Source organism: Ureaplasma miroungigenitalium, from assembly GCF_025780085.1.
In the GTDB taxonomy this organism is placed as follows: domain Bacteria; phylum Bacillota_I; class Bacilli_A; order Mycoplasmatales; family Mycoplasmoidaceae; genus Ureaplasma; species Ureaplasma miroungigenitalium.
The window spans coordinates 103,414-129,457 of sequence record NZ_JAOXHL010000002.1; the positions used below are offsets into that span (position 1 = coordinate 103,414).

General features: G+C 30.7%; 26 protein-coding genes, 1 tRNA gene and 1 rRNA gene. 14 read left to right on the plus strand and 14 right to left on the minus strand.

The window, feature by feature from the left end; genetic code table 4:
• Window position 1: 1 nt before the first annotated feature.
• The 3 genes from argS to OF376_RS02245 all read right to left on the minus strand — a co-directional run bounded on the left by argS (window position 2) and on the right by OF376_RS02245 (window position 2,581).
• A complete protein-coding gene (gene argS, locus OF376_RS02235) occupies window positions 2-1,666 on the minus strand; it encodes an arginine--tRNA ligase (RefSeq protein WP_263821897.1) in 1,665 nt (554 codons plus the stop codon).
• Window positions 1,667-1,726: 60 nt separating this feature from the next.
• Entirely contained in the window at window positions 1,727-1,900 is a 174-nt protein-coding gene (rpsU, locus tag OF376_RS02240) for a 30S ribosomal protein S21 (RefSeq protein ID WP_263817975.1), read from the minus strand.
• A gap of 99 nt (window positions 1,901-1,999) precedes the next feature.
• A complete protein-coding gene (locus tag OF376_RS02245; RefSeq protein ID WP_263821898.1) occupies window positions 2,000-2,581 on the minus strand; it encodes a hypothetical protein in 582 nt (193 codons plus the stop codon).
• 80 nt (window positions 2,582-2,661) lie between these two features.
• Here OF376_RS02245 and OF376_RS02250 point away from each other — a divergent pair, with 80 nt between their 5' ends.
• Window positions 2,662-2,877, plus strand: coding sequence for a hypothetical protein (locus OF376_RS02250; RefSeq protein WP_263821899.1), 216 nt, complete (start codon window positions 2,662-2,664; stop codon window positions 2,875-2,877).
• A 6-nt stretch (window positions 2,878-2,883) separates the two neighbouring features.
• Window positions 2,884-3,960, plus strand: a complete 1,077-nt coding sequence (gene hemW, locus OF376_RS02255) for a radical SAM family heme chaperone HemW (protein WP_263821900.1) — start codon at window positions 2,884-2,886, stop codon at window positions 3,958-3,960.
• Between the two features lie 55 nt (window positions 3,961-4,015).
• Here hemW and OF376_RS02260 read toward each other — a convergent pair whose 3' ends face one another.
• Complete coding sequence (locus OF376_RS02260) at window positions 4,016-4,537, minus strand: adenine phosphoribosyltransferase (RefSeq protein ID WP_334307584.1); 522 nt, start codon at window positions 4,535-4,537, stop codon at window positions 4,016-4,018.
• Window positions 4,538-4,552: 15 nt separating this feature from the next.
• Entirely contained in the window at window positions 4,553-7,519 is a 2,967-nt protein-coding gene (locus tag OF376_RS02265; RefSeq protein ID WP_263821902.1) for a hypothetical protein, read from the minus strand.
• 151 nt (window positions 7,520-7,670) lie between these two features.
• Here OF376_RS02265 and ybeY point away from each other — a divergent pair, with 151 nt between their 5' ends.
• Genes ybeY through dnaG form a run of 5 tightly spaced genes read left to right on the plus strand, consistent with a single transcriptional unit; the run spans window position 7,671 to window position 12,989 of the window.
• Complete coding sequence (ybeY, locus tag OF376_RS02270) at window positions 7,671-8,114, plus strand: rRNA maturation RNase YbeY (protein ID WP_263821903.1); 444 nt, start codon at window positions 7,671-7,673, stop codon at window positions 8,112-8,114.
• Window positions 8,107-9,021, plus strand: a complete 915-nt coding sequence (gene era / locus OF376_RS02275; RefSeq protein WP_263821904.1) for a GTPase Era — start codon at window positions 8,107-8,109, stop codon at window positions 9,019-9,021. The genes ybeY and era overlap by 8 nt, the downstream gene beginning before the upstream one ends.
• Before the next feature lie 29 nt (window positions 9,022-9,050).
• The gene (gene recO, locus OF376_RS02280; RefSeq protein WP_263821905.1) at window positions 9,051-9,752 is read left to right on the plus strand and encodes a DNA repair protein RecO; all 702 of its coding nucleotides are present in this window, start codon (window positions 9,051-9,053) and stop codon (window positions 9,750-9,752) included.
• A gap of 11 nt (window positions 9,753-9,763) precedes the next feature.
• On the plus strand, window positions 9,764-11,176 hold the full coding sequence (locus OF376_RS02285; RefSeq protein WP_263821906.1) for a glycine--tRNA ligase: 1,413 nt from the start codon (window positions 9,764-9,766) through the stop codon (window positions 11,174-11,176).
• Window positions 11,169-12,989, plus strand: coding sequence for a DNA primase (gene dnaG, locus OF376_RS02290; RefSeq protein WP_263821907.1), 1,821 nt, complete (start codon window positions 11,169-11,171; stop codon window positions 12,987-12,989). Before OF376_RS02285 ends, dnaG begins: the two co-directional genes overlap by 8 nt.
• A 21-nt stretch (window positions 12,990-13,010) precedes the next feature.
• On the opposite strand, the gene OF376_RS02295 is transcribed toward dnaG, so the two are convergent.
• A tRNA-Leu gene (locus OF376_RS02295) sits at window positions 13,011-13,092 on the minus strand.
• A gap of 95 nt (window positions 13,093-13,187) precedes the next feature.
• Between OF376_RS02295 and OF376_RS02300 the strand changes: the two genes are divergently transcribed.
• Genes OF376_RS02300 through OF376_RS02315 form a run of 4 tightly spaced genes read left to right on the plus strand, consistent with a single transcriptional unit; the run spans window position 13,188 to window position 16,046 of the window.
• Window positions 13,188-13,802 carry a class I SAM-dependent methyltransferase gene (locus tag OF376_RS02300; RefSeq protein WP_263821908.1) on the plus strand — a complete coding sequence of 205 codons (615 nt, stop codon included), beginning with the start codon at window positions 13,188-13,190 and terminating at the stop codon, window positions 13,800-13,802.
• Between the two features lie 2 nt (window positions 13,803-13,804).
• Window positions 13,805-14,431: a class I SAM-dependent methyltransferase gene (locus tag OF376_RS02305; protein WP_263821909.1), complete on the plus strand. Its 627-nt coding sequence runs from the start codon at window positions 13,805-13,807 to the stop codon at window positions 14,429-14,431.
• 14 nt (window positions 14,432-14,445) lie between these two features.
• Window positions 14,446-15,066, plus strand: a complete 621-nt coding sequence (locus OF376_RS02310; protein ID WP_263821910.1) for a class I SAM-dependent methyltransferase — start codon at window positions 14,446-14,448, stop codon at window positions 15,064-15,066.
• Window positions 15,067-15,068: 2 nt separating this feature from the next.
• Window positions 15,069-16,046, plus strand: coding sequence for a 6-phosphofructokinase (locus OF376_RS02315; protein ID WP_263821911.1), 978 nt, complete (start codon window positions 15,069-15,071; stop codon window positions 16,044-16,046).
• Between the two features lie 19 nt (window positions 16,047-16,065).
• Here the strand turns inward: OF376_RS02315 and mutM are convergent, their stop codons facing one another.
• The 7 genes from mutM to OF376_RS02350 are packed head-to-tail and all read right to left on the minus strand — an operon-like array spanning window position 16,066 to window position 23,789.
• On the minus strand, window positions 16,066-16,902 hold the full coding sequence (mutM, locus tag OF376_RS02320) for a DNA-formamidopyrimidine glycosylase (RefSeq protein ID WP_263821912.1): 837 nt from the start codon (window positions 16,900-16,902) through the stop codon (window positions 16,066-16,068).
• Window positions 16,903-16,918: 16 nt separating this feature from the next.
• Window positions 16,919-17,779, minus strand: coding sequence for a 5'-3' exonuclease (locus OF376_RS02325; protein WP_263821913.1), 861 nt, complete (start codon window positions 17,777-17,779; stop codon window positions 16,919-16,921).
• A 4-nt stretch (window positions 17,780-17,783) separates the two neighbouring features.
• Window positions 17,784-20,609 (minus strand): DNA polymerase III subunit alpha, encoded by a 2,826-nt coding sequence (gene dnaE / locus OF376_RS02330; protein WP_263821914.1) that lies wholly within the window; start codon window positions 20,607-20,609, stop codon window positions 17,784-17,786.
• A complete protein-coding gene (locus OF376_RS02335; RefSeq protein WP_263821915.1) occupies window positions 20,609-20,794 on the minus strand; it encodes a hypothetical protein in 186 nt (61 codons plus the stop codon). Before OF376_RS02335 ends, dnaE begins: the two co-directional genes overlap by 1 nt.
• A gap of 3 nt (window positions 20,795-20,797) precedes the next feature.
• Complete coding sequence (locus tag OF376_RS02340) at window positions 20,798-21,778, minus strand: DHH family phosphoesterase (protein WP_263821916.1); 981 nt, start codon at window positions 21,776-21,778, stop codon at window positions 20,798-20,800.
• 2 nt (window positions 21,779-21,780) lie between these two features.
• A complete protein-coding gene (gene thiI / locus OF376_RS02345; RefSeq protein WP_263821917.1) occupies window positions 21,781-22,959 on the minus strand; it encodes a tRNA uracil 4-sulfurtransferase ThiI in 1,179 nt (392 codons plus the stop codon).
• The gene (locus OF376_RS02350) at window positions 22,944-23,789 is read right to left on the minus strand and encodes an MPN551 family DNA-binding protein (protein WP_263821918.1); all 846 of its coding nucleotides are present in this window, start codon (window positions 23,787-23,789) and stop codon (window positions 22,944-22,946) included. The genes thiI and OF376_RS02350 overlap by 16 nt, the downstream gene beginning before the upstream one ends.
• Before the next feature lie 276 nt (window positions 23,790-24,065).
• Between OF376_RS02350 and rpsT the strand changes: the two genes are divergently transcribed.
• From rpsT to OF376_RS02365, 3 genes are all read left to right on the plus strand, one after another.
• Window positions 24,066-24,320: a 30S ribosomal protein S20 gene (gene rpsT, locus OF376_RS02355; protein WP_263821919.1), complete on the plus strand. Its 255-nt coding sequence runs from the start codon at window positions 24,066-24,068 to the stop codon at window positions 24,318-24,320.
• Between the two features lie 227 nt (window positions 24,321-24,547).
• The gene (locus OF376_RS02360; RefSeq protein WP_263821920.1) at window positions 24,548-25,054 is read left to right on the plus strand and encodes an NAD(P)H-dependent oxidoreductase; all 507 of its coding nucleotides are present in this window, start codon (window positions 24,548-24,550) and stop codon (window positions 25,052-25,054) included.
• Window positions 25,054-25,848, plus strand: coding sequence for a phosphotransferase (locus OF376_RS02365; protein WP_263821921.1), 795 nt, complete (start codon window positions 25,054-25,056; stop codon window positions 25,846-25,848). The genes OF376_RS02360 and OF376_RS02365 overlap by 1 nt, the downstream gene beginning before the upstream one ends.
• Window positions 25,849-25,935: 87 nt before the next feature.
• On the opposite strand, the gene rrf is transcribed toward OF376_RS02365, so the two are convergent.
• Window positions 25,936-26,039 (minus strand): 5S ribosomal RNA (gene rrf, locus OF376_RS02370).
• Window positions 26,040-26,044 lie beyond the last annotated feature (5 nt).

The window sequence follows — 26,044 nt, forward strand, 5'->3', positions numbered from 1 at the left end:
ACTAGTACATCTCATTGTCGGCTGGAATTTTTAATAAAGCTAAGCCGTTTTTTAACACTTGTTTGACTGCGTGAATTAAACCTAGACGCGTACCGGTTAAAGTTAGATTATCGCGGTCAATAATTTTAATATTTGCATAATAATTATGTAATAAATTTGCTAGTTCATACAAGTAATTAGCAATTTTATGCATGCTGAATGTTTGTGTAGCAACACTAATGGTTTTTTTGAAGTAGTGTAGTTGATCTAAAAGTGCACGTTCTTTTTCGTTACTTAAAAGATCGGTCTGAATGACGCACGGGATATCACGGTTTTTATTTAATAAAGAAAAGCATCGTGCATGTGCATATTGAACATAAAATAATGGGTTGTTATTATCTTTAGCTAAGGCAACATCAACATCAATTACAACGTGTGTATTAATAGATGATGATCCTAAGAATCAACGTAAAGCATTAGCACCAATTACTTCAATTAAGTCACGAATGGTTAATGATTGTCCAGAACGTTTCGATAACTTAAATTCTTCATTATTTTTTGTTAACTTCATAATTTGAGAAGTTAGAATAATCAAATTATCTGGGTCAAAACCAAAACAACTAACACCAGCTTTTAAACGTGTAATATAACCTAAATGGTCAGTTCCAAATAAATTAATCATCACATCGGGTTTGTGGGTTTGCAATTTATAATAATGGTACGCGATGTCTGGTAAGAAATAAGTCATAGCCCCATTAGATTTAATTAACACACGGTCTTTATCATCACCAAAATCAGTTGTTCTTAATCATAAAGCTTGGTCTTGTTCATAAGTATGGTTTTTTAGTTTACCTAAGGTTTCAGTAATTAAATTTGTTTGACGAATTGCTTTTTCTGATGTGTAATGTTGAATTTCGGTGTGCATTGATAATAAATCTTTTTTAATTTCAGATAAGAAATAGTCCACACAGAATTGTTTAATAATTTCAGCTTGATTGTGATCTACAATCGTAAAGGTATCATCTAAAGTTAAATTCGTAAATTTGTCTGCAAATTGTTCACGCAACGCTTGAGCAGCACTAAAAATTTCTTGACCATGATATGCATCATCGATTAATTCGATGGTTTGATCATAACTTTGCAAGTAACGTACAAGCACACTACTTGCTAGTTTATCGATTTGGTTACCAGCATCATTCACATAGTATTCACTAACAACATCATAACCACATTTCTTTAACAACGCACAAATTAAATCACCATAGACAGCATTAGCTGCATGCCCGATGTGTAATAAACCTGTGGGATTAGCTGAAACATATTCCACTAGATATTTTTTGTTTTCTTTAGCAAAAATAGGGAATTCGTTTTTTTGCTTGTTAATTAAATTTAATAGGTCGTCATGATCATCTGATTTAATAAAAAAATTAATAAATCCTGGAACACTAATTTGAACGTCTAAAAAATTTGTTTTTAACATGTTATCTTCTGCATTTAACAAATCAACAATTTCTGTCGCAATATCCATCGGTTTGCGCTTAAGTTGTTTGCTTAAAGTTAAAGCAACATTTGTATAAAAATCACCATGGTTAATTTTACTTGTTTTATCAATAATGTAAGTATGGTCGTGTACACCAAGTTTGCTTAAAGCAAAATCAATTATCTTTTTAATTTTTCCAATAATCATATAAACTCCTATAAATATAAAAAAAATCAACTCATACCTGCGGCAAGAGTTGAATGGATTCTAATACTTAGAACGGTATTTGTTTGCCTCTTTAATTTTTTCTTTTTTACGTAGGCCTGGTCTTAAATGGTATTCATGACGTTTAGAATCTTTTTTAGTTTCGTTCGAAATACGTTTAAATTTCTTAAGAGCTTTTTCTAAATCGCCTTCAACAACGTTAACTCCTCTTGACATAATTCACCTACATTTCTATTAAAATTGTAACAATATTATAATTATATAATAATTTAACTAAACTTTATTATTTAATTAGTCTATTTAATAAATATTTAATTATTTATTTTTAGTGATATTAACTTGTTCACTTTCTTTTAATACAGGGTGAGCCATATTATAGAAAACGCTTACAAACATAGCAGCACCAATCCCGATGACCATAATTCATAAACCTGCTAAATAAGCTTCGAATCCAGGTTGGCCTGAAAGACCAGTTAATGGAATGAAACCTGCTTTTTGTTTTCCTAATAATTCTTTAATAAAAACAACATGATCATAACGTACAGCTGCAACGATTAAACCAAACAATAAACCAAATAAAGCAAATGCTCAGAAACTATACATGACTGATTGTCAAATAATTTCTTTTCTGGTTCATTTATGAATATTCATTCTTTTAATTGTTCTTAAAACAAGAACAGTAATGGTTGCAGCAAACATAATGAATGCTCCGAAACCAATAATTCATTTTGAGGCTTCTGGGTTTCACGCGCCGATTAAAGCGCATGCAAAACACGCAAAAGCAAAAGCAACTACGAGTATGTTCATTGCTCGATCAATCTTGTAATTTTCTTTATAAAATCATTTAGATAATACTTTTTTATTACCCATTGATTTCACATCAGTATTTTTTGACATATAAACCTCTTATATTTCTTAATAGTAATTATTATATAATAATATAATGAGTTAAAAACAAACATATAGGAAAGATAGATATGAAACATAATGATAAATTTGTCAGCGACGAAATCGCTACCGATGATATTTTGCTTGATTTGCAAAATCATGAGAACAAAATCAAACGTAAACGTCAAAGCTTACGTTGATGACAAAAAATGATTATTGTTTTAAGTTTAATTGTGGGTTGTTGCTTATGCATTACCCTCCTAGTGGCTCTTGTTGTTCATTTACAAACTGGAGCACTTTTCTAAAATTCTATGCAACCAATTCCGATTTTTGCAAAAACAACCGAACATCTGTATGTGCATGTCCCTTTTTGCAATCACATCTGTACATATTGTGATTTTAAACGTATTTTAAAAACACCCCTAACACAATTTATAGTTGATGATTATTTAATCGATATGCAAAAACAATTACAAGACCATTGCCAGCCCAAGCAATTCAAAACAATTTTTCTGGGTGGAGGGACTCCTAATTGTCTAACTAATAACGAGCTAACAACACTTTTAAAAGCTTTGGCTCCTTATGCTCACGACGAGTGTGAATTTAGCATTGAATGTAATCCTGATTTAATTAATCAGGAACAAATTGATATTTTTAAAAAATACAAAGTTAATCGTATCAGTCTTGGTGTACAATCAACAAATAATGCCATATTAAAACAAGTCAATCGTATCCATACCATTGAAGATGTCAGTGCGGCCATTCGTTTATTACAAGCTAATCAAATCAGCAATATTTCTTGTGATTTTATTTACAATTTAGAAAACATGACTTTTCAAGACATTGATGATGTTTTTATCTTTTTAAAACAACATAACATTCCCCACGTATCTTTTTATGCCTTAGAAATTAAATCTAATAGTTTGTTAAAACGTTTAGGGTGTACAATTGATCCTGATAAAGAAGCTGACCAACTTGAATACATTGAGCAAAAATTTCAAACAGCCCAATTTCATCGTTATGAAGTTAGTAATTGAGTCATTGATGAAAAATATAAATGCCAACACAATCTGGCTTATTGACAAACCAAAGACTGAATGGCCTTAGGTTATGGTGCTCATGGTTTTGAAAACCAATATTATTATCAATTTAATGGGCGAATTAATCAACCAACTCTGGAAAGTAAGCGCCTTAGTGACCATGATTATTACCAACAGATCCTTATAATGGGGTTGCGTTTAGCTGAAGGTTTAGATTTGAATAATCCAAAATACTATAACGCTTTCATGTATTTTCGCGATCAACTCGATCACTATGATATTAAAGATAACCGGTTATATGCTAAAAGTTTAGACTTATTAAACCTAACCATTTTACCCATTATATAAAAACAAAAAAACAGGGTTAAACCCTGTTTTTATATTGCCATCATTAATATTAATATTAATATTTAATTAATGAGAAAGTTGGTGCAGATAGTTTTTTGTGACCATCTAAGAATGTCAGTTCAATTAAATAAACTGAACCCACAACTTGACCTTGTGCTTTTTTTACTAACTCTTCAATAGCATGAACGGTTCCACCAGTAGCTAATAAATCATCAACAATTAATACACGTTGGTTTGGTTGAATCGCGTCTTTGTGCATTTCTAAACATGAACTGCCGTATTCTAATTCATATTCTTGTGTATAGTGTTCACGTGGTAATTTATTAGGTTTACGAACTAGTACAAACGGTTTTTTCATTTGCATAGCTAAAGGTAAACCAAATAAGAATCCTCGTGATTCTGCTCCGACAATGACATCGACATTTAGTTTATCAACGTATTCGGCAAACGCGTCAATTACATCCTGCATAGCTTGTGGATGCATAAAGATTGGTGTAATATCTTTAAAAATAATTCCTTCTTTAGGAAAGTCAGGGACATCTTTAATTAAAGATTTTACATATTCAATTTTGGGCATACTCATTTTAAACTCCTAGAATTTGTTAATATTCAATATTTCTTGTTCATCATATTTATCATAACCGAATTGGTGGTTATGGTGGCTATTTAATGTTTTTAACCGAATTTTTTGGGCTAATAAAATTGTTGCCATATTCAGTTTAAGCATTACGTTCGCTAAAATAGGATACATTAAAGCTAAAGTAACAAACACGATTAAGTTCATCATAATTAAATCAACAGGAAGAAAGAACATTAGTATTAATAGTGATGCAAGCATCACGTAATAAATTATATTATAAGCCACTCAATTCTCAACACTTGCTTGTGTTAAAAGGCTTTTTAATGTACGTTTTGGATAAATTTGTTTGTTATTAATTCGCATACGAATTTGGCCAAGATACACGAAGATGAATAATAACAACAAGATGAAGAAAGTGTTAAAACCAATTAGACTATACTCATTAATTGGAATTTGTACAACATACACTAAACCAATGGCTGCTGCCATAAAGACAAACACCGTTATGAAAATCACCAGTGCTGAAGTAATTCGTAATCAAATCATTCCTCAACATAAAGCGATGACAAAAATAATTAAATAACTATAAATGCTCATGCGTGCATTTTGTAATCAGAAAGCTGTGTTTTGTAAACGCAACACTAAGTGGTGGTGTGCTGAAATCTGATCTAAATCGTTGATATAGCTTGTGTGGTGAGTGTCAAAAGTAATTTGGGTTGTTGTATTAATTAATTGTGTTTCAATAACTGATGGATATAAATTACTATTAATCTCATTTTCTTGAACTGGCTGATCAATATATCCATAAACTAAACTATTTGTAAAGAAATCATGCGCACGACTAGTTAACCCTAAAACTAACATACCCACAATAATAATTAAACCAATAAAAATTAATGTACCAATTAAGTATCCCTTATGATGCATGTGGGCAATGAATGCTTGTAAACGAGGATTTGTTTGAGGTGCAAATTTCCCGAATTGTTGTTGGTTAATTAAATATGCGTGCGCTAGATATTCTCTGTATAAATGGCAGTTTGGTTTTTCAGCGCAAGCTAGAGCTAATAAATACGATGTGCCAAGGAAGATAATGAAGGTCATTAAAAAGTACGCAAATAAAAGAATCATGATGTTCGTACCAAAAGCTTGGTTCGTATGGTCATTAAAAAACATAAAGACCATTCCACTAAATAAAATCAACATGTATAAATAAAAGTATTTAATCCACTGTTCATTTAAGCTCTTAATAAAAGCGTTTTTATATGAATACCCTTGTTGTAAGAAATATTGCATTCCCTTGTTTAGTTGCATTAATCCAAATAAGTTTAAAACATTAAAAACAAAAAGCGCAGCATAAGTTTCAGCACTAAAGCCTGTATTAAATTTAACTAAGAAAACTAAAGCTAAAACATAACTAAAGAACATTAGTAAAGCGTTTAATACACCTGCTAGTTTATATAAAACACTTACAATAATACCAATTAAAAGAATAATTACACTTAAACCAATTAAAATACTTTGGCGGTTTGTTAATTGAGTCATTAATTTATGACTTTGTACTGTTTGTAAATGACTTGCTCGGTCTACGTATTTAACAAACGCTTGCGCGTATTCTTTTTGGGTAATTAAAGAGTTGTTGGCACTTAATAAATCACTATATGTATAAGCATCTTGGAAATATTTTTTAAAATTAACTAAATTGTTAAAGTAGCTATTGCCTCGTTGGTTAGCTTTTTGGCTAATTACAAACTCACTTGTATGGTATTGATTTTGTTTATCAGCTTTAAAATAATGAAAGAATGACGCATAATCAATACTAATTACATAAGGACTAATTAAAGAAAGTTGTTTTAAATTTCATGAATAAAACATTTCTTGGTCTTTTAAACTAGCTGGACCTTGCGGTTGATTAAAATCGAATTGATTGTAGCTTGGCGCATAATATTGCGAACTATAAAAAGTTTGCAGTAAAGTTAATAATTTATCTTCTTGCACCGCTTTTTTGTATGTTAAAGTTTGATCATCAATCAAGAAATCACTAATTGATTTTTTTGAACCCACAACAAAACTCATATATTGACGTTCGGCATCATTACTTGCTACAGCTTGATATTGCGCATCGATGATATCTCATGTTTGTTGATCAACAATATTTTTTTGTTCATGAGCATAAGCTAATAAAGCTAGTGAGTTTAATTTCATTATTAAACCATCACGATTAGCTCACAATAATCAAATATTTTCTGGTTTACTTAATTTCTTTGGATCTTTTGATAAATTTTGAATTAATTCATCACGACTTTCAATCGTTTTCGCATCACCCGCTACATTTTTGAATTGAGCATCAAAAGTTTCTAAACTAAAATCCTGGTTATCTTTTGTTGGAACCTTAATTTTTAATTCCAAAGAATTTGTTGCACGGTTGTTTTGCAATCTTAATTGATCTTCGTTTTGGTTTAAAACTAAAAAATCTTGCTCATCGAACTGTTGATCATTTAGTTTGGTTGTTTTATGAATGGTTGATCCTAATAAACCCGAAATATTTTGTAATTCCAACCGATTTGATGTGCTAAATGTTCGCAATAAAGCTAATTTCGCAGCTACCTTGTCATCTTGTTTTTTGATATTTCGGTAGTCTAAATCCGCGTATGTACCATTTAAACTATAATCATAAAAATAATTAATAACATTGCCATCTGTTTGACTTTGCACATTTAATAAATGTAAATCTAATTTAGATAATTGTGCAATGTGTTTTTGTTGATTTGAAGCATGATTAGTTGTAGCTGGTGCGAACCATTGAGTTTGGGTAACGAATTTTTCATCTAATCCATTACTTGACTTTAAATGTTCTTGCACATAAACACTACCAGCTGCAACGCCTGCTATACTTCCGACAGCAACTAATCCAATTCCACTTCATAGCAATGCTTTTTTATTCATTCGTGAATTATTTTTTATTAATTGTTTGGCTTTCAAAATAATCATTCCTCTAAACATGTTTTTATGGCACTATAAATCATAATTATATTATAAACATTATAGTTTATTTGTCTTTTTTCGGTATATACCGGATTATGTTTATTATAATTATATAAAAGAAAAACGAAAAATTGAAAAAAGGGGCCGCATGATTTATAGTCTATATAATCAAAGCAACGAATTTAACCAAACAAAATATGAACCATTAATTAAAGAGCTAATCGAAACTATCGAAGTACACTTAAAATTACCAAAGGATCGTATTTTCGAACTTTTTTTTGTGGACGATGATGAGATTCGCGAAATTAATTTTAATTACCGTGAAAAAGATAGCATAACCGATGTTGTTTCGCTGGAAAGTGATCCTAGTCATTTTAGCCCCATTTTGGGAGAGGTCTATGTTTGTATCCCTCAAACTCAACGCCAAGCTATTACTTATCAACACTCATTCGAACGTGAATTATGTTTTTTAATCACCCACGGTATCTTGCACTTATTAGGTTATGATCACTTAAATGTTGAGGATGAAAAAGTTATGTTTGGTTTACAAGAAGAAATATTAAATAAATTAGGAATAACACGCCATGAGTAAAACAGAAATAAAGTATGCCAATATTGTCATTATTGGTAAGCCCAATGTGGGTAAATCATCATTAATGAACGAATTAACAAATTCATGAAGTAGTATCGTCACTGCTAAACCCCAGACAACAAGAAATGCCATTAGTGTGGTCTATGAAGATGAGGATAGTAAATTTATCTTTACCGACACGCCCGGATATTTAAATCCCCATTATAAATTAGATGAGTTTTTAAACCAAGAAATTAAACAGGCTTACGAAAAAGCTGAATTCATTTTATTTTTAACTGATATGTCACGACCATTAAGTGCAGAAGATCATGAAATTGTTGAATTATTACAAAGTCTACGTAACAAAAAAATTATCTTAGTGGTTAATAAAGCAGAAACAGCTAATGAACAAAATATCATTGATGAACGTATCAATAACCTAAAACAAATGATTAGTTTTATTGATACCATCCAAATTAGTGCTTTACACAAAATTAATATCGACAAATTAATTCAACTAATTAAATCGCATATCACGCCTTCCCCTATTAATGAATGATTTGGTCAACAATATAAACAAGATGATTTATTTCTTATTAGCGAAATCATTCGTGAACAATGTTTAATTTTATTAGATAAAGAAGTTCCTCACGGTGTTGGTGTGCAAATTGAAAACGAAGAATACCAACCTGATCAACAAATATGAAAAATTACTGCCAGTTTAATTGTTGAGAAAGAATCACACAAACCAATTATTATTGGTAAAGGTGGATCAATGATTAAAAATATTCGTGTCAGCAGTGTCAAGAAAATCAGTAGTATTTATGATGCGTGTATTCAATTACATTTATTTGTAAAAGTAGAAAAAAACTGACGAAACTCTTTTGCAACACTAAACTCTCTGGGATATAAAAATAAAAAATCTTAAAGATGGGGTTAGTTGTCACACGTGGTTATTTGATCAAAAAAACAGACTTTAATTACTTTGATCAAATTCTTACGTTCTTAAACGAACACGGCAACCTATTTGTAATGTATGCCCCAGGAGTTAAACGTATTACGTCAAAAAATGCTCGTAGTTTATTCTTCGGTAATTATTTAGAATTTGAATTTTTTCACTCGACAATCCCTAATAAACTCGGTAAGCTAAAAAAAGTAGTTGCTGTTCATCGAGTGGATTATACCTACGAAGATCATTTTACCCTACTGGTTCTCAATTATTTAATTAGTAGTTTGCAAGAAACAGATGTCCAAACTTTTCTTTTCTATCAAGAAATACTCGCATGAGTTATTCAAGATGTTGACCCATACGTTTTAGCTTTATATACCATGATACAATTTGCAAAACGCGAGGGCTTATTATTTCACTTTGACAATTGCATTCATTGTCAAAATGATAAAAAAATTTTAACCTTTGATCAGGCTCATTTAGGATTAATTTGTGCAAACTGCTTCCAGAATGAACCGCATTTCATTTTATCTCATGCATTAATTAAATATTTTTATATACTAAATAGCATGGATGTATTTAATAAAAAAATAGTAATTCCACAAAAAGACGCGATTAATTTAATGAAGTACATTAATCATATATTAGCCAACAAGCTGGGGATTTACATTCCCTATATCGATTATTTAAAAAACTTCACTCAAAAATAAAGGAGCTTAATATGCAACGTTTTAAAAAAGCAGAAGATATTGTTAATCATTTAAAACAAACTGGTTTTGTTTTTGCTAACTCTGAAATTTATAATGGATTAGCAAACGCTTGGGATTATGGTCCCTTGGGTGTAATGTTAAAAAACAATTTAAAAAATCTATGATGAAAACACTTTGTCAACCGAACACCAGATGTTTATGGTTTAGATTCAGCCATCATTAACAACCCATTAGTTTGACAAGCTAGTGGACATTTAGATAATTTTAGTGATCCCTTGATTGATTGTAAAAACTGCCAAACACGTTATCGTGCAGATAAAATGATTAATCAAATTGCTGGTAGTGATTTAATTAATGAAAAAACAAGTAATGAAGATATTCAAAAAGCCTTAGTTAAATTTGCGGTTAAATGTGAAAATTGTAAACAACAAACTTGAACGGACGTTCGTTATTTCAATTTAATGTTTAAAACAAATATGGGTGTAATTGATGATAATAAAAACATCGTTTATTTACGTCCCGAAACCGCTCAAGGAATCTTTGTTAATTTCAAAAACATCCAACGGGCAATGCGTTTACACTTACCATTTGGAGTAGCTCAAATTGGGAAATCTTTTAGAAACGAAATTACTCCAGGTAACTTCATTTTTAGAACTCGTGAATTTGAACAAATGGAAATTGAGTATTTCTTATACGCAAATACAGCTTATGATGTATTTGAACAATACGAAAATAAAATTTATAATTGATTAACTACCGAGTGCAATCTAGATGCTAATAAAATCCGTAAACACGAACATTCAGCTGAAGAATTAGCTCACTACTCTGCTAAAACAATTGACTTTGAATATGAGTTTTTATTTGGTTTCCAAGAATTATATGGTTTAGCATATCGTGGTGATTATGATTTAAATCAACATATGCAATTATCTAAAAAAGATTTAACTTATTTAGATGAAACTACTAAAGAAAAATTTCTTCCGCACGTTGTTGAACCATCTGTTGGGGTAGAACGTTTATTTTACGCTATTGCCACAAATCATTTATTAATTGAACCGTTAGCTGATGATGAAGAGCGTATCGTCTTTAACTTGCCATATGAATTAGCTCCATATAAAGTTGCTATCTTACCTTTATCAAATAAATTTAAAGAACAAGCATTTGACTTTTATCAAAAATTACTAAATCAGGATATTGTTATGACTTTTGATGCAGCTGGGTCAATTGGTAAGCGATACCGTCGACAAGATGCTATCGGAACTGTTTACTGTTTAACAATTGACTTTGACAGTTTTAATGAAAATCAAGAAATTACATCATTCACTATTCGTGAACGTAATTCAATGCAACAAAAACGAATTACATTAGAGGAATTACCTGCCTTTTTATCAAAACAAGGACACATTAATTTTAACCGTGAGTAATATTAATTTATTTAACAGCATTAGAGCGCAGGTAAAAATATCAGACATCATTAAGCAATATATTAATATCGTTAAAAAGGGTAGTAATTATATTGCTATTTGTCCATTTCATAATGATACTAAACCATCGTTATCTATAAATGACCAAAAACAAATATTTAAATGCTTCGCATGCAATCAAGCAGGCGATGGAATCAAATTTGTAGCTGAAAAAAATAATATTTCTTACCAAGAAGCAGCTGTGAAAATTGTCCACGATCACAACTTAGATCCCAGTTTGTTAAAAAACTTAAGAAAACAATCGCCGTACGAACAATTAATCACCGATACGAATTATTTAAATACACAAGTTTTGACTTATTTCCAAATGTGATTAAATGATGCTAAATGCCAAAATGTCAAACAAATATTAATCGACCGTAAAATTGAACCTTCAATGATTGAGCTTTTTCGTCTAGGTTATGCTCCTAAGCATAATCTTTTGACTCAGGTTCTAAAAAAAGTTCAACCAAATTTAGTTAATGAAAATCCTTTTTTTAGTTGAAAGAATTTAGAGAACGCCTCTATCTTAAATTTGGATGAACAAGCCGAGTATCGTGATTACTTTTTTGATCGCATCATTTTCCCTATTACCGATGTTAAAAACAACGTCATTGGTTTTAGTGGGCGCGCTTTAGATAACAAGCAAACAAGTAAATACATGAACACACGCGAATCAAAAGTTTTTTTCAAAAAACAAACACTATACAATTTATATTTAGCACAGCAAAATTTAGGTGAACATCATACTTTATATATCTGTGAAGGTTTTTTCGATGCTATTAGCGCCTATCAATCAGGAGTTAAAAATATTGTTGCTACCATGGGCGTGGCTTTAACTAAAGATCATTTGCGTTTATTAAAAAATGTGGGTGTTAAGCGATTGATCCTAGCATTTGATAATGACCGTGCTGGTTTAGAGGTTACCTTAAAGTACATCAATCAATTCAAACAGCAAGGCTTTGAATTGTTTGTGCTCAATCAAGCCCAAAACAAATATAAAGATTTTAATGATGTCTTAGTACACGAGGGCGAACAAAAACTACAAACATTACTAACTCATTATGATCATTACAGCGTTTTTTATTTAAGATACTTAGCTGATTTATATCAACAAACAACTGACTTAATTAAACAAAATGCCTTAAAAAAAGATTTACAAAATGTATTAAGTGTTGATGGTAATGAGAACTATATTCAAGCTTATGCTGAATCTTATATCAAAGTTTACCCCCAATATTCAAACGATTTAGCTTACCGTGAAATCTATCGGTTGTTAACTAAAGTCAAAACTAATAACGAAGCGCCGAAAGCTTTGATTAAACCAACAAAAACACGTAGCTATCATTTTAATGATCGTTATGTCATTGCTAATTCAATTAACGTTTGTGCTTTATTTGCTGCTATTTTACAGTCTAAAGCGTGCTATAACCGTGTTGTCCAAGTTCTTGATGATGAACAACGTCTGGTTTTATTAAATGAATATATTGCCATGCTGGATTATTTTGATGCTTTATACTTAAGTGTTTCTGATGTTGATGATATTGATTTAAAACGCGATTGATTTATTCACAACTGAGATGTGACTGAATACGATCAAGCAACCAATATTTTATACGAGCAAATTCAAAACTATTTAGTTAACCCTTCTAACAAATGACCTTGAAAGTCAATTGATAACGAAATGCCTATGGCCTTGCAAGACTTTGACAATTGAGCTATTAAAAACACAATTCCTTTTTTAAGACGAAAGAAAAACCTGAGTGATCACTAAGATCCTCAGGTTTTTTATTAATGGTGCTCAATAAGGGACTCGAACCCATATGATTTCTCGGTTGATTTTGAGTCAACTGCGTCTGCCATTTCGCCAATTGAGCAAGACTAATATATTATAATTAAATCGTATTGGCTTTGTCAAATTAATTTGCCAGAAACCAATATTTTTGTATACCAAAAAGGGAGTGTTACACTTATGAATGATAAAAAAGATACACAACAAAGATTTGATTATCCACAGGATGATGATAACGGTAAAGAAATGTTATTAAAAATGAATGCTAATCATAAACATATTAGCGATTTCTTTTTTGAAAATGTAAACATATTACCAACTGATATCTGTTTAGATATCGGTTGTGGTGGAGGTTATAATGCCGGTGAATTAGCTAAGCGCGCTTTCTTAGTTCACGCCATTGATATTAGTAAAAAGGCATGTGAAGTAACGCGATTTTATAACACAACTGCATATCGCTCACAAAAATTATTAATTAGTAATACCAGTATTGAAGATATTGAATTTCCTAATGAATATTTCAGCGTTATTACGGCGTTCTCTACTATTTATTTCTGAGATGATTTAGATAATGATTTAAAAAAGATTTACAACTTCTTAAAAAAAGATGGAGCTTTTTACATTATGATTGCTACTAACAAAGATCATTGACAAGATCAATGAAAACACGTTAATAACTTCAAAGTCATGGATGAATATGAACTATTAGCAAAATTGAGAGCCGTTGGTTTTAATCAATTAAACATCAAATATCAACCAAATACAATGCGATTAATGATCCGAGGGGTTAAATAATTATGAGTAAAACAGAACAAAAAGATATTAAACTAACAAACGATTCATTTGGTAATCCAACTAATGATGAAGCTGGTTATAATCTGCTAAAAGATATGAATCAACATCACCAAACAATTGCTTCATGAGGTTTTTCACAATTTGAAATTAAAGCTGATGATATTTGTTTAGACGCAGGTTGTGGTGGAGGAGCAAATATTATGTATATGGCTCAAAGAGCAGCTCACGTTACGGGAATCGACATTTCTGCTATGTCTTGTAAAGTATCACAAGAAGTAAACGATTTAGATATTAAAAACAATCGTGTAAACATTCTACAATCTAGTATCGAAGACTTTAAGGGCGCTGATGAATCCTTTAGTTTAGTTACAGCCTTTTGTACAATCTATTTTTGAAATAACCGTCTAGGAGCTTTTCAAAATATTTATCGAATGTTAAAACCCAACGGACGTTTTTGTTTAATTGCAAGTGGTCATCAAAAACAATTAGAATGAAGACACGTTCCTGATTTAAAAGTCGTTAGCGAATATGTGCTCATGGCCGAAATTAATCAAGCTGGTTTTAGCGATATCACAATTAGCTTCGAACCAACTAACGGCTACATTGTTATTCAAGCTATTAAAAAATAAGAGAGAAAACACTTATGCATAAAAAAGTAACAAGCGAAATTGCCAATGATTCTTTTGGTAACCCCACAAATGATCAAGCTGGTTATAATATTTTAATGAGAATGAACCAAGAACATCGTAGCGTAGCTACCTGGGCTTTTAAACATTTTAAAATTCACAAAGATGATGTTTGTTTAGACGTTGGCTGTGGCGGGGGAGCAAACATTAAGCGAATGGTCAAAAAAGCTAAGCATGTCACTGGGATCGATATTTCGGCAATGGCCATCAAGGTTTCTAGAGAAGTTAATCAAGAAAGTGAACTAGCTTCAAAAATTGATCTGCAACAAGTCAGCATTGAAGAATTTGCAGCACCTGCGAATACTTTTAGTTTAATTACAGCCTTCTCCACTGTTTATTTTTGAACCGATTATTTACAAGGTTTTAAAAATATATATCGTTTGCTAGCTAACAAAGGTTGTTTTTGTTTGATTATTACTCCTGCAAAAAAACAAGCTAAATGAAAAAAGATTCCTTACTTCCAAGTACGCAATGAATTTCGTTTGCTAAAAGATCTGCAAAATATTGGCTTTAATGATTTACAATTAATTACAGAACCCCAACAGGGTTTTTTATTAATTAAGGCTACGAAAATTTAACAATGCATAAACCACACATTCTACTTTTAACATCCGGAGGCGATGCTCCTGGGATGAATACTTTTCTTGCCAAAAGTATTCATTTATTACGTACTAAATACACTGTTTATTTGTGTCATAACGGTTTAAATGGTTTAATTAAAAACCAAATTGAACCAGTGAATGAACACGCTGATTATCTACAATTTCTTAATCAACCCAGCACTTTCTTAGGTTCTTCGCGTCTACAAAAACCATTACAAGAAGATGCTGTTTCTTTGGCTGCGATAATCAAAAACCTACAACACTATCAGATTGCGCATTTAATTATTCTGGGTGGTAATGGTAGCATGGGTGCTGCTGATGTCATTAGTTTGGCTAGTAGAGTAAATATCATAAACGTTCCTTTTTCTATTGACAATGATTTGCGTGAACAATTTTATACCATCGGTTCACTATCAGCTGCTTTATTTAATCAATCATTGCTGAATAATCTTAAATATACTAATCAAGCACACAATGCTTTGTGTTTCGTTGAAATTATGGGTCGTAACCATCCTTACCTTTTAGAAGAATCAATTGTTGATCTAAACCCTTTATTAACAATTAAAAGTGTGCCAGAAAAATTAACACCACAGGTTATTTGTGACAAAATAGCTGCCAAATTAGCAAGCAAGCAAAAATATGATCCCTTAATTGTTGTTAAGGAACTAATTTATCAGCCACACGAATATGATCAGATTAACGAACTGATTAAACAAACATTCCCTGAGATCATCGTTCGTCGACCCATCTTTTTTTCTTATTTACAACGTGGGTGTGATGTAGCTAAAATTGATCAAATGATTTGTTTGAATGCTGTTGAAAAACTATTTGATTTTCTTAATAATTTCACATTTGATAATCCGATAAATAATTTCTTTGTCGCGATTAATCAAAACAACAAAGATGATATTAAAATCCTACCCTATCAGATTTTGAAACAAAAACCACAACAATAATTATTGCTGTGGTTTTGTTTTATTTACGAGCTTTTTGACAGCGTGGACAGAAGTATGTTCCCCGGCCATTTAATTTAATTTTCTCAATTATAGAAGGACAATGAAAACAATTTTCTTTATCTCGCCCGTGTACTTGTAATAAAGACTGGTATGATCCTTGTTTATCTTTATCAACCTTAAACGAATGAATTGAAGTACCATTGTGTTCAATTGAAGTTGCTAAAATATTTTTCGCATGCGTATAGAGGTTAGTAAAATCTTGACGTTTTAAACTACTAGCCTTTGTAGCTGGGTGAATCTGACAAGCAAAAAGAATCTCATTAGCATAAATGTTGCCAATCCCGCTAATTTTGGTTTGATCTAATAATAAGGTTTTTATATCCTTATTCGATTTGCTTAATTGAGCATAAAAGAAGTTAGCATCCACAGTTTTATCAAGCGGATCTTTATTGACTTTTTGTAGCTCTTTAGAATTTAAATAGTCTGTTTTATCATAAACATGAAATGTTCCAAATTGACGCGTATCATGATACACTAGTTTATAACCGTTTTGTAAATAAAAAACAATATGGGCATGCGCACGGTTAACAAACTCCTCTTTTTCTAAATAGAAAAATTTACCTTCCATACGTAAGTGCACGGCAATCACATCATTATTATCCATGAAAAAAAGTAAGTATTTTCCGTGTCGTTGAATTTCCAGAATCTCTTGGTTTTTAAAACGATTGATAAATTGGTCTGGTGTTTGGTTTTTTAAGATTTTTGGCAAGAAGACTTCAATGTCTTTTATTTTTTTGTTTAGAACTAGTTCATTTAAATGGTTAACAATAACTTGGACTTCTGGTAACTCAGGCATAAATTGCTCCTTTTTTTTAAAAACTAAGGTTAATTTTTCAACGCATTAAAAAATCTGATAAAGCGTCGTCATCAATTTGTTTAACAACGAAATCATCTAACACTGCTGTTTCTAGTAGATCAGTTTTGATTTTCGCTAATTCATAGCATAAATAAGCGTTTTCTTTATCGTTGATTAATTTTGTTTGAATACTATTTGAACACTTATCTAGATTGTTATAAATATTATCAAGACTATCGAAATTAAGAATTAAGTTCAATGCAGTTTGTTTGCCAATTCCACGCACGCCAGTTAAATTATCCGAACTATCACCAGCTAAGGCTTTGAAATCAATAATTTGTAATGGTAATAAATCGTTATTTTGTTCGGCAAAATTGGCTATATTATTTGTTTGTAAAACGCTAACTCCGGTTTTAAACAAATGCACTTGCGTTAATTCATTAACTAGTTGCAATAAGTCTTTATCCGAAGAAAAAACATCTACATGAATATTTTTTTCATTGCAGAATCGTGCGAATGAACCCACAATATCATCGGCTTCATAACCGGGATAAACAAATGTTTTCAAGCCTAAAATATGAAATAATTCTTTAATCGGTTCTAGTTGATCTACTAACTCCTGATCCATTGGTTTACGATCTTTCTTATAATCACTATAAACATCTTTACGCAATGTTTGGTGCGGGCTATCTAAAGCAACTAACGCATAATCATAGGCATCAAATTGCATAATATTTTTTAACATTTTACCAACTAATTTAATTGCATTATTCGGAGGAACATTGTGTGCCTTATTATATTCTAATTGTTTATATGAAGCAAAATATGCTCGATAAATTAGCGCACTAGCGTCTAAAACAAAAGCTTTTTTACTCATTTTTTTATTCCTCCTTTTGGATCTTATCAATAATATAGTATGTTTGGTGTTGCACAATTATCACATTGTAAAATTGATCTTTTTGTCAATCCACTTTCAATCGACAATAACAATTAAAAACCTGCTCATTATATTTAATAAAAACAATCGCATAATTTTGTTTTTTAGCGTTTGTTCGTCACTCGCAACCAACAACTTCCACTTGGATAAATTGATTCAACAATAATGGGGTTGTTTGGATCGCTAAATCTTTTCATGCAAATCCCAAGTATTCTTTTTCAAATGAGACGAATTCTTGATTGGATGCGAGATTAAATTCCTCTTCCGCCAATTGTTTTTCAAAGCTAAAGAAACCATCCTTAATAAGTTCTAGGACCGTAAAATTTTTCTCTAAATTAGCAATTAAAAATTTACGTGATATACCAAAACGATCAAAAGCACCTAAACTAATTAAGACAATCATATTGGCCAAGGTTACCTTGTTAGCTTTTAAATTTACAAAGCAGTCTCAATAATTTTTGGTATTACGGTCAGCTTGAATAATTTTTTGACAAGTTTCGGAACCAAATCCTTTAATCGATTGCAAACCAAAATAAATACTCTTATCGTGGACGTTGATACTAAAATCCACCTGACTTAAGCAAATATCGATTGGTTTAATCTTAATTCGATAAGTTTGAGCTTCTTGAAAATAGTTCAGAATTTTATTTTTATTATTGCCTTGCGTGTTTAATAAAGATACAAAAAACTCTAACGGGTAATGACGTTTTAAATAAGCTAATCAATAACTAATTAGTGAATAAGCTAAGGAATGCGAATGATTAAATCCATAATTACCAAAACGCATAATATAGTCGTATCATTTTTGTGCTTGTTGTTTTGAATACCCATTAGCTTCTGCGTTCTTCATAAAATCCGATTGTAAAGCTAGCAGTTGTTCGTTGTCTTTTTTTGAAATAGCTCGACGGAACAAATCGGCATTAGCTGCATCAAAACGTGCAATTAATTGAACTAATTGAATCACTTGTTCTTGGTACACAATAATACCGTGTGTCGGTTCTAAAATCGTTTTGATGTCCATATTTTCATAAAATATCTTATGTGGTTCTTTTCGATTTTTTAAATATTGATAAATTTGTTCTTGTGCTCCAGGACGTAAAAGTGCAGAGGCGATTGATATATCTTCAATACTTTGGGGATTAATCTTTTTGACTAGATTCGTCATGGCTGGTGACTCTAATTGAAAAATACCTAAAGTTTTGCCTTGACCAAGATCATGAAGAACATTTAGGTCATGCTCGTTAATATTCAATAAATCGATATGTTCATTGTAATTTGTGATTAATAACTTTTGAATATCATATAAAAATGTCAAGTTTGTTAGGCCCAATAAATCCATTTTAATTAACCCAAAACGTTCTAGATATTCCATGCTATATTGAGATAAATAGCGGTCATTCATCCCTTTTTGTAAAGGAATTCTTGTACGTAAAGGACTATTTGATAAAATGATTCCCGCAGCGTGTGTTCCTACATTTCGCGGAATATTAATTAATTTAAAAGCTAATTTAAATAATTGAGGGTGACGTTCATCGTACTCGTGTAGCTTACTTGTAATTTCTTGAAGATCATTTGGATCTTTTAGTTGATCAATTTTCTTACAGATTTCGTTAATAGTTTTTAAATTAATTTCTAAAATTCGGCCAGTATCACGAATGGCTGTTTTAATTTTAATTCTTTGGAAAGTAATAATATAGGCTGTATGTTCATTCGTATATTTATTAAAGATATATTCCAAAACATCATCCCGTTTACGATCCATAATGTCGGTATCTATATCGGGCATTGTTTTTCTTTTGGGATTTAAAAAACGTTCAAATAACAAATTATATTTAATTGGATCAGCGTCAGTAATTTCCATACAATATGCAACCAGTGATCCAGCAGCACTTCCACGGCCTGGTCCAATCAATATATCATGGTCTTTCGCATAATTAATAAAGTCAGCAACAATTAAAAAGTAGTCTTCAAATTTTTTGGAACTAATGACATCTAATTCGTAATCTAAACGCTGGCGATAAAGATCAATTTGAGGGTGATCAACCCCGATTCGTTTCATTAAGCCGTCCAAACACATTTTATGTAATAAACTAGCTGATGTAATTTTTTTATCAGCTTGAAAAACAGGGATATTCATTGGCAGATTAGGAATTACTAAATCCACTTGTTTCAATAATTGTTTTAAATTTTCAATTCCTGTAGGTAAATAATTGCTTATTAGTAATTCCTCGTTATATAAGTAAGCATCACTATTTTGCACTTCCGGTTGGATTTTTTCTAACAATGTATTGTTTTTAATAGCTAATAAACCTGTGTATGCTAAAAAGTCTTTCTCTTCTTGAAAATATGCGCTATGACAAGCAATATAATTAGAGGCTGATAAATCATCTGCAACATAAAAATTAGCATGGGTATAGTTTAAATCACCCTTTTTACGGATAATAAAAATATCGTCATTAATTTGTAAATCAAAGTCCTCTTCTAACATGACGTGTGAAGAAATTTGCATTAGTTGCAAATAACCTTGATAATTTTTAGCAATGACGATTATTTGGTTGTTTTTGTAATTAATTTCAATCCCAAGTACGGGTTGCAAATGAGCTTTAACAGCTAAATCATAAAATTCAATGGCTCCATACATATTGTTTAAGTCCGTTAAACAAACATGTGTCATTTGGTTTTCTTGAGCAAACAAAACTAAATCTTCAACACTAATTGTTGAAGATAATAAAGAATAGTATGAATGCGCATTAAGATTTGCTAATTTCATTATTTTTGTTTTTCTTTAGCACGAATTAAATCCTTAATTTGTTTACGTTTCTTAGGATCTAAATCTTCGTAATCTAATTGGTATTGTAATTCTTCGATTGTTTGTTCATGCAAAGGTCGTTCCTCGAAAAGATCGTTTGGATCAAAAACAGAGGTTACATTGTCATTCTTTCTATCGTTTATCATAAATTACTCCTTTTTGGCATCAATATTTATTATAAAGTTTTTTAAATTCTGAATAAAGTTTGGCAGTTGATCAAGTGAGTCTAAATAACAGCCGGCCGCTAAATCATGACCGCCACCGTTATATTCATTAGCCACTAAACGAATCGGATAGTCTGCAGAGCGTAAGGAAATCTTATAATGTTGATCCTCTGGCACATAATAAATGACGAATCAGATTTTAGCCTCTCGCACACTAGCTAACAAATTAACTTTTTCCCCTCAACGATCGAAATTATAAATTTCATTTCATTCTGGTTGTACTAATAAATAACCAACGTTTTCATCGATTACCATTTTAGTCATGAGTTGTGCATCAAATAAAGCTTCTTGGAAATTACGAGCATATAACTGGTTATATATTTTTTGATGTTTTACACCATTTTTGTAAAATCAACCCATTAAATTATAAGTGTCATCATCTACCTTGTCATACATTAAACGATTAGAATCTGTACATAAACCAATAAATAAATACTCCAGGGTTTTTAAATCATAGTTCAGACTACTATTTTTTAGTGCTAGGCCAATCATTTCACAAGCCGCTATAGAAGTATCATCTATATACATAAAATCTGTGTAAGTGGGATTTTTGACATGATGATCGATTAAAATTGTTTTCTTACAAAAAGTATGCAAGTTAGAAAGCACGCGTTCACTATTGGCTGTATCTACAATAAAACCAACTGATTCCTTAATAAAATCTAAGCCAACTTCTTCGTCTGTAAGTTCAAATAAATTTTTAAAATCTTTTTCATCTAAGGTATTCATACCTACAATTTTAACATCTAATCAGAAAGCATTTAAACGCAAGATACGTGCCAAAGCGAAAGCGCTTCCTAAGGCGTCGCAATCCGGATTTTTATGTACAAAAATACTCGCCTTACTAAATCCTTGTGTGTGTTTAATTCATTCTTCAGCTGCTGTTAGATAATTAATATTAATCATATCTACTCCTTTACATTTATTTTTTGAATGTGGTTTTTAAGGGTTGATTCAAGAATGCCATCAATAACAATCGATTCTTGTTCCAAATTAATCACCGTCTCTAATTTGGGAGAAGTTGTCGGCGACGGAGGAGCAAAGGCTGCACACGAATCATCATAAGGTAAAATACTCGTTTCATATGTATTATATTTAATAGCTAAATCAATAATTTCGTTCTTATCATAAGTAATTAACGGTCGTACAATCAAGTAATCATCAATAGCTTGTGAGATCACCTTCATTGAGTTTGTTGTTTGACTTGCTACTTGGTTCAATGATTCACCCGTTACTAAAAAATCACATTTATTAGCTTGGGCAATATGTTTAGCGATTCGCATAAAATAACGACGCATTAAAATAATTCGATAGTTTGTTTTGGAAATATGTGAAATTTCTTCTAACATAGGTGTAAAGTTACAAATATATAAATGTGAATTGCACAACTTATTATCCATGGTAATTAATTTAGTTAAATCTTTAACTTTTTGTAAAGCGTTTTCCGAAGTGTGTGGTGGTGTTACAAACGTAATAAAGTCCACACTGATTCCTCGTTTCATAACCAAACGTGCCGCTACTGGGGAATCAATTCCACCAGATAATAAAACCAATGCTTTTCCGTTGATACCTACAGGTAAACCACGTGCACCTTCTATTTTTAAATAATAAACATAACAATCTTCATAATTAACATCAACATTAATTAAAATATCTGGATGATGTATATCCACTTTAACCATTTGATTCGTTGTTAAAATATGGCCTGCAATAATCCGTTTTAAATCATCTGAATTAACTGGAAACGTTTTGTCTTTACGTTTCACTTCGACTTTAAACGTTTTCTTTTGATCGGCCAATATTTCTGCACATGTTTCTTTAATTAAAATTAAATCTTTAGGAATTTTATAGGCAAAACTAAAATGTGCGATTCCATTAACTTGTTTTAATATCGTTATAATTTTTTCTTGATCTTCGTTTTCAAAATTATCAATTAAAGCAAAATCATAAGCAATATGAAAGGTTAAGTTAGCGAATTCAGCTAAAGCTTTTTTAATATTGCGTCCTAAACATTGAACGAAATTCTGGCGATTTTTACCTTTTAAAGTTAATTCACCGTATTTAATATAAATTATTTGTCTTTTCATACTTCAAATCATCTCTTGTCTCTAGGTGTTAATTTTGGTGAAAATCCATTAACAATGTAATCTTCATATCATTGTTTAGCTGGTGTATAAATTTGTTGTTCAAACTGTTGTAGATCGACTTGAAAATTCGCTAAAAAAATCTCGTGTGTTTTAGGATCATAGGCATTTGGATTCATATAGTCGTCTGTGGTTAAAAAAGTTACTGCAAAAAGTCCGTGAGTTTGTTTTCTTAAATATAAATATAAACCTAATTGCAATTGGTAATTAACTGGAATCTGAATTTCTTTATCAGCATTAAACCAACTTAAATATTTTTCGTTAGGAGTTTTAACTATTGGACGATTGTTTTCATCTTTTCTTAAAACAGGAATTTCGTCAACCATTTCATATAAAAACTTATCAATGGAAGAAGTTTTAATTTCTAACATTGGTCCTTTTGAGTAATCAATTTCACCTTGTTCGTTAATTGGTTCGCCATCAGGAATACCCCCGAAAACAGAATTTTCTTTGAAAGCATCGAATCCAATATCTTTCGGATTGTAAGCAACAAATTGATAATCTGTATTAGCATTAACTAAGTCAAACACTTTACGTTCAATTACATTTCCTGCATTAGCATGAATAGGGTCAATCTCTTCACGATAAATACCTACCATAGCACATCAAGCTTTAACTGGTGATGCATATTCGCCAACACCTAGAATTTCACCTAATCGGCTTCCTGTAATTTTTTTAAAATTTTTATGGTGATCGTTGTAGTATTTTTTATTTAAAATAATTCGATCATCCTTTAACGTAAAATCTTGATTATATTTTTTGATAAATGGCATTCTAAACTCGCATTCTTATTACATGTCTATTTTATGATTATACCACTAAAAAGACGCCTATTTTATGTTATAAATGCTGATATAATTAATTCTATTATTTATAATAATAAAGCTTGAGTTGTTTATTATAAAATATTAAATGTCTTATCGATCCATTGAATTTCTAAAATGAGGTCACTATTAATTGATTAAGTAAAAAAAGAACATTTTTTGTGCTATAATTATTAAAGACTTTAAAAGCTTATATAAACATAAAAAAACTGAGGAGGCGATTATATGGCTAATATTGTATCAAATGAAAAATCTTATCGACACAATGAAAAAGTGCGTAAACAAAACCATTCAAAAATGTCAAAATTACGTACAGTAGTTAAGAAAGTACGCAATTCAGAAAAAGTTGAAAATTCAGCAATTGCTTACTCAGTCATTGACAAAACTGCATCAAAAGGTGTTATTCATAAAAACAAAGCTGCACGTTTAAAATCAAGAACGATGAAAGCTTTAAACAAAGCTGCTACTGCAGCTAACTAATCATCGATTATTTTATGTTTATAATCAAAAGATAATCATATAAAAAAACTCTAGGGTTCGCTCTAGAGTTTTCTTTTATCTAAAAACCTTTTCTTTGGTTAAAAACCTTTTCTTTGGTAGTTATTTACAACCAATCTTTTTGAAAAATCATAGGGATACATGTAAGTATTGTCTGTGTTTTCTTTATAATATTAAATAGTTTAATGAAAAATAAGAAAAGGAATGCTATGAAAAAAACTATTGTTTTATATGCTCGAATATGTCCTGATGAATCACTTCATACTAAATATTTATTCGAAGCTTTTCAAAAAGAGACTAATTTCGATACGCGTTTTTTAGACGCTCGTCAACCATTTGATTTTGAAAAAGAAAAAGATTTTATTTATCAATATGATCGAATTATCTTTTTATTTACCATCAACTGATTTAACATGCCATGATCATTGTCTCGTTACTTTGCTGAGGTTTGAAGAACTAAACCATTTGATATATCAGGGCGTGATGTTTATAAGATTGTAACAACCGGGCGTACAGAAGCTCATTATCAAAGAGAAGGCGAAAAAGCCAGTGGTTTTAGTGTTGATGATTATTTAAATAACATGAACGGGATGCTTAAAACTGTTAAAACAAACATCAAAGAAACATTTACATACCATAATTGCGTAGAGTATAACGCTGAGGAATTAAAAAAATTCAAGGATCAAGTAATTCATTTCTTTAAAAATTTAGACTAATGAAACTAAAAAAATATCTAGATCATTTTTTATCACAAGAACATGATTTAAACAATAAACATGATTGGGCTTGAACTAATCATGTTTATTCTTGTTTATACGACGAACAAGTCTATTACGTTCGCGTTAAAAAAGCTGAATTAAATCCTTACGAACCATTATTGTTCACTTATTATTTTAAATTTCCTCATTATTACAATACCATTACGCATCATTTAATCACTCCCCGTATAATAACCGCTGATGATACGAAAATTAACGACTGGTATTTTGAGTCACTATGAACATTTATTGATGATTTACAACACAATGAAATAGTTAATTTAATCGCTCATAAAAGATATTTTGATTATTTACAGTATGTTTCATATGCCCCCCAAGACCAATATCAAACAGGTTTTCTATCATTTTATCAATCCTTATTAGAACATAGTCCTATCGTGCTGTGTCATAACGATTTATCAATTTTTAATATCCTAACTAACCAAGCTACTAATTTATTCCAGGTAATTGATTTTGAGCTGGCTAGTTACGGTTTTATCAACTATGATATCTTTAATTTCATCCGTTGTATTGATTCTTTTGAACAACAAGAGTTCTATGTCCAAACAATTAGTAAACACTTACAGATGGATTTAACTGAATGTTTTAGATATATGTTCTTTGTAAATTATTTTGCATATACCTGAGCCATTTATCAAACAAAAGTTTTAAAGAAAGATTTTGTTATCCCTTATATAAAACAAACTTATAATCAATTTATATATTGATGAAATAAAATTGATAAGCAATAAAAAACAGAGTCGTTGGATTCTGTTTTTTTCTTGTAATTAAATAACAATGGACAAAAAAAGGAACTCTTTGAGTTCCTTTTTTGTTTTGCGTGGCGATGACCTATTTTGTTTTAACTATCGTCGGCTCTAAAGTGCTTGACTTCCGTGTTCGAGATGGGAACGGGTATTTCCACTTTGATATCTTCACCACACCTTG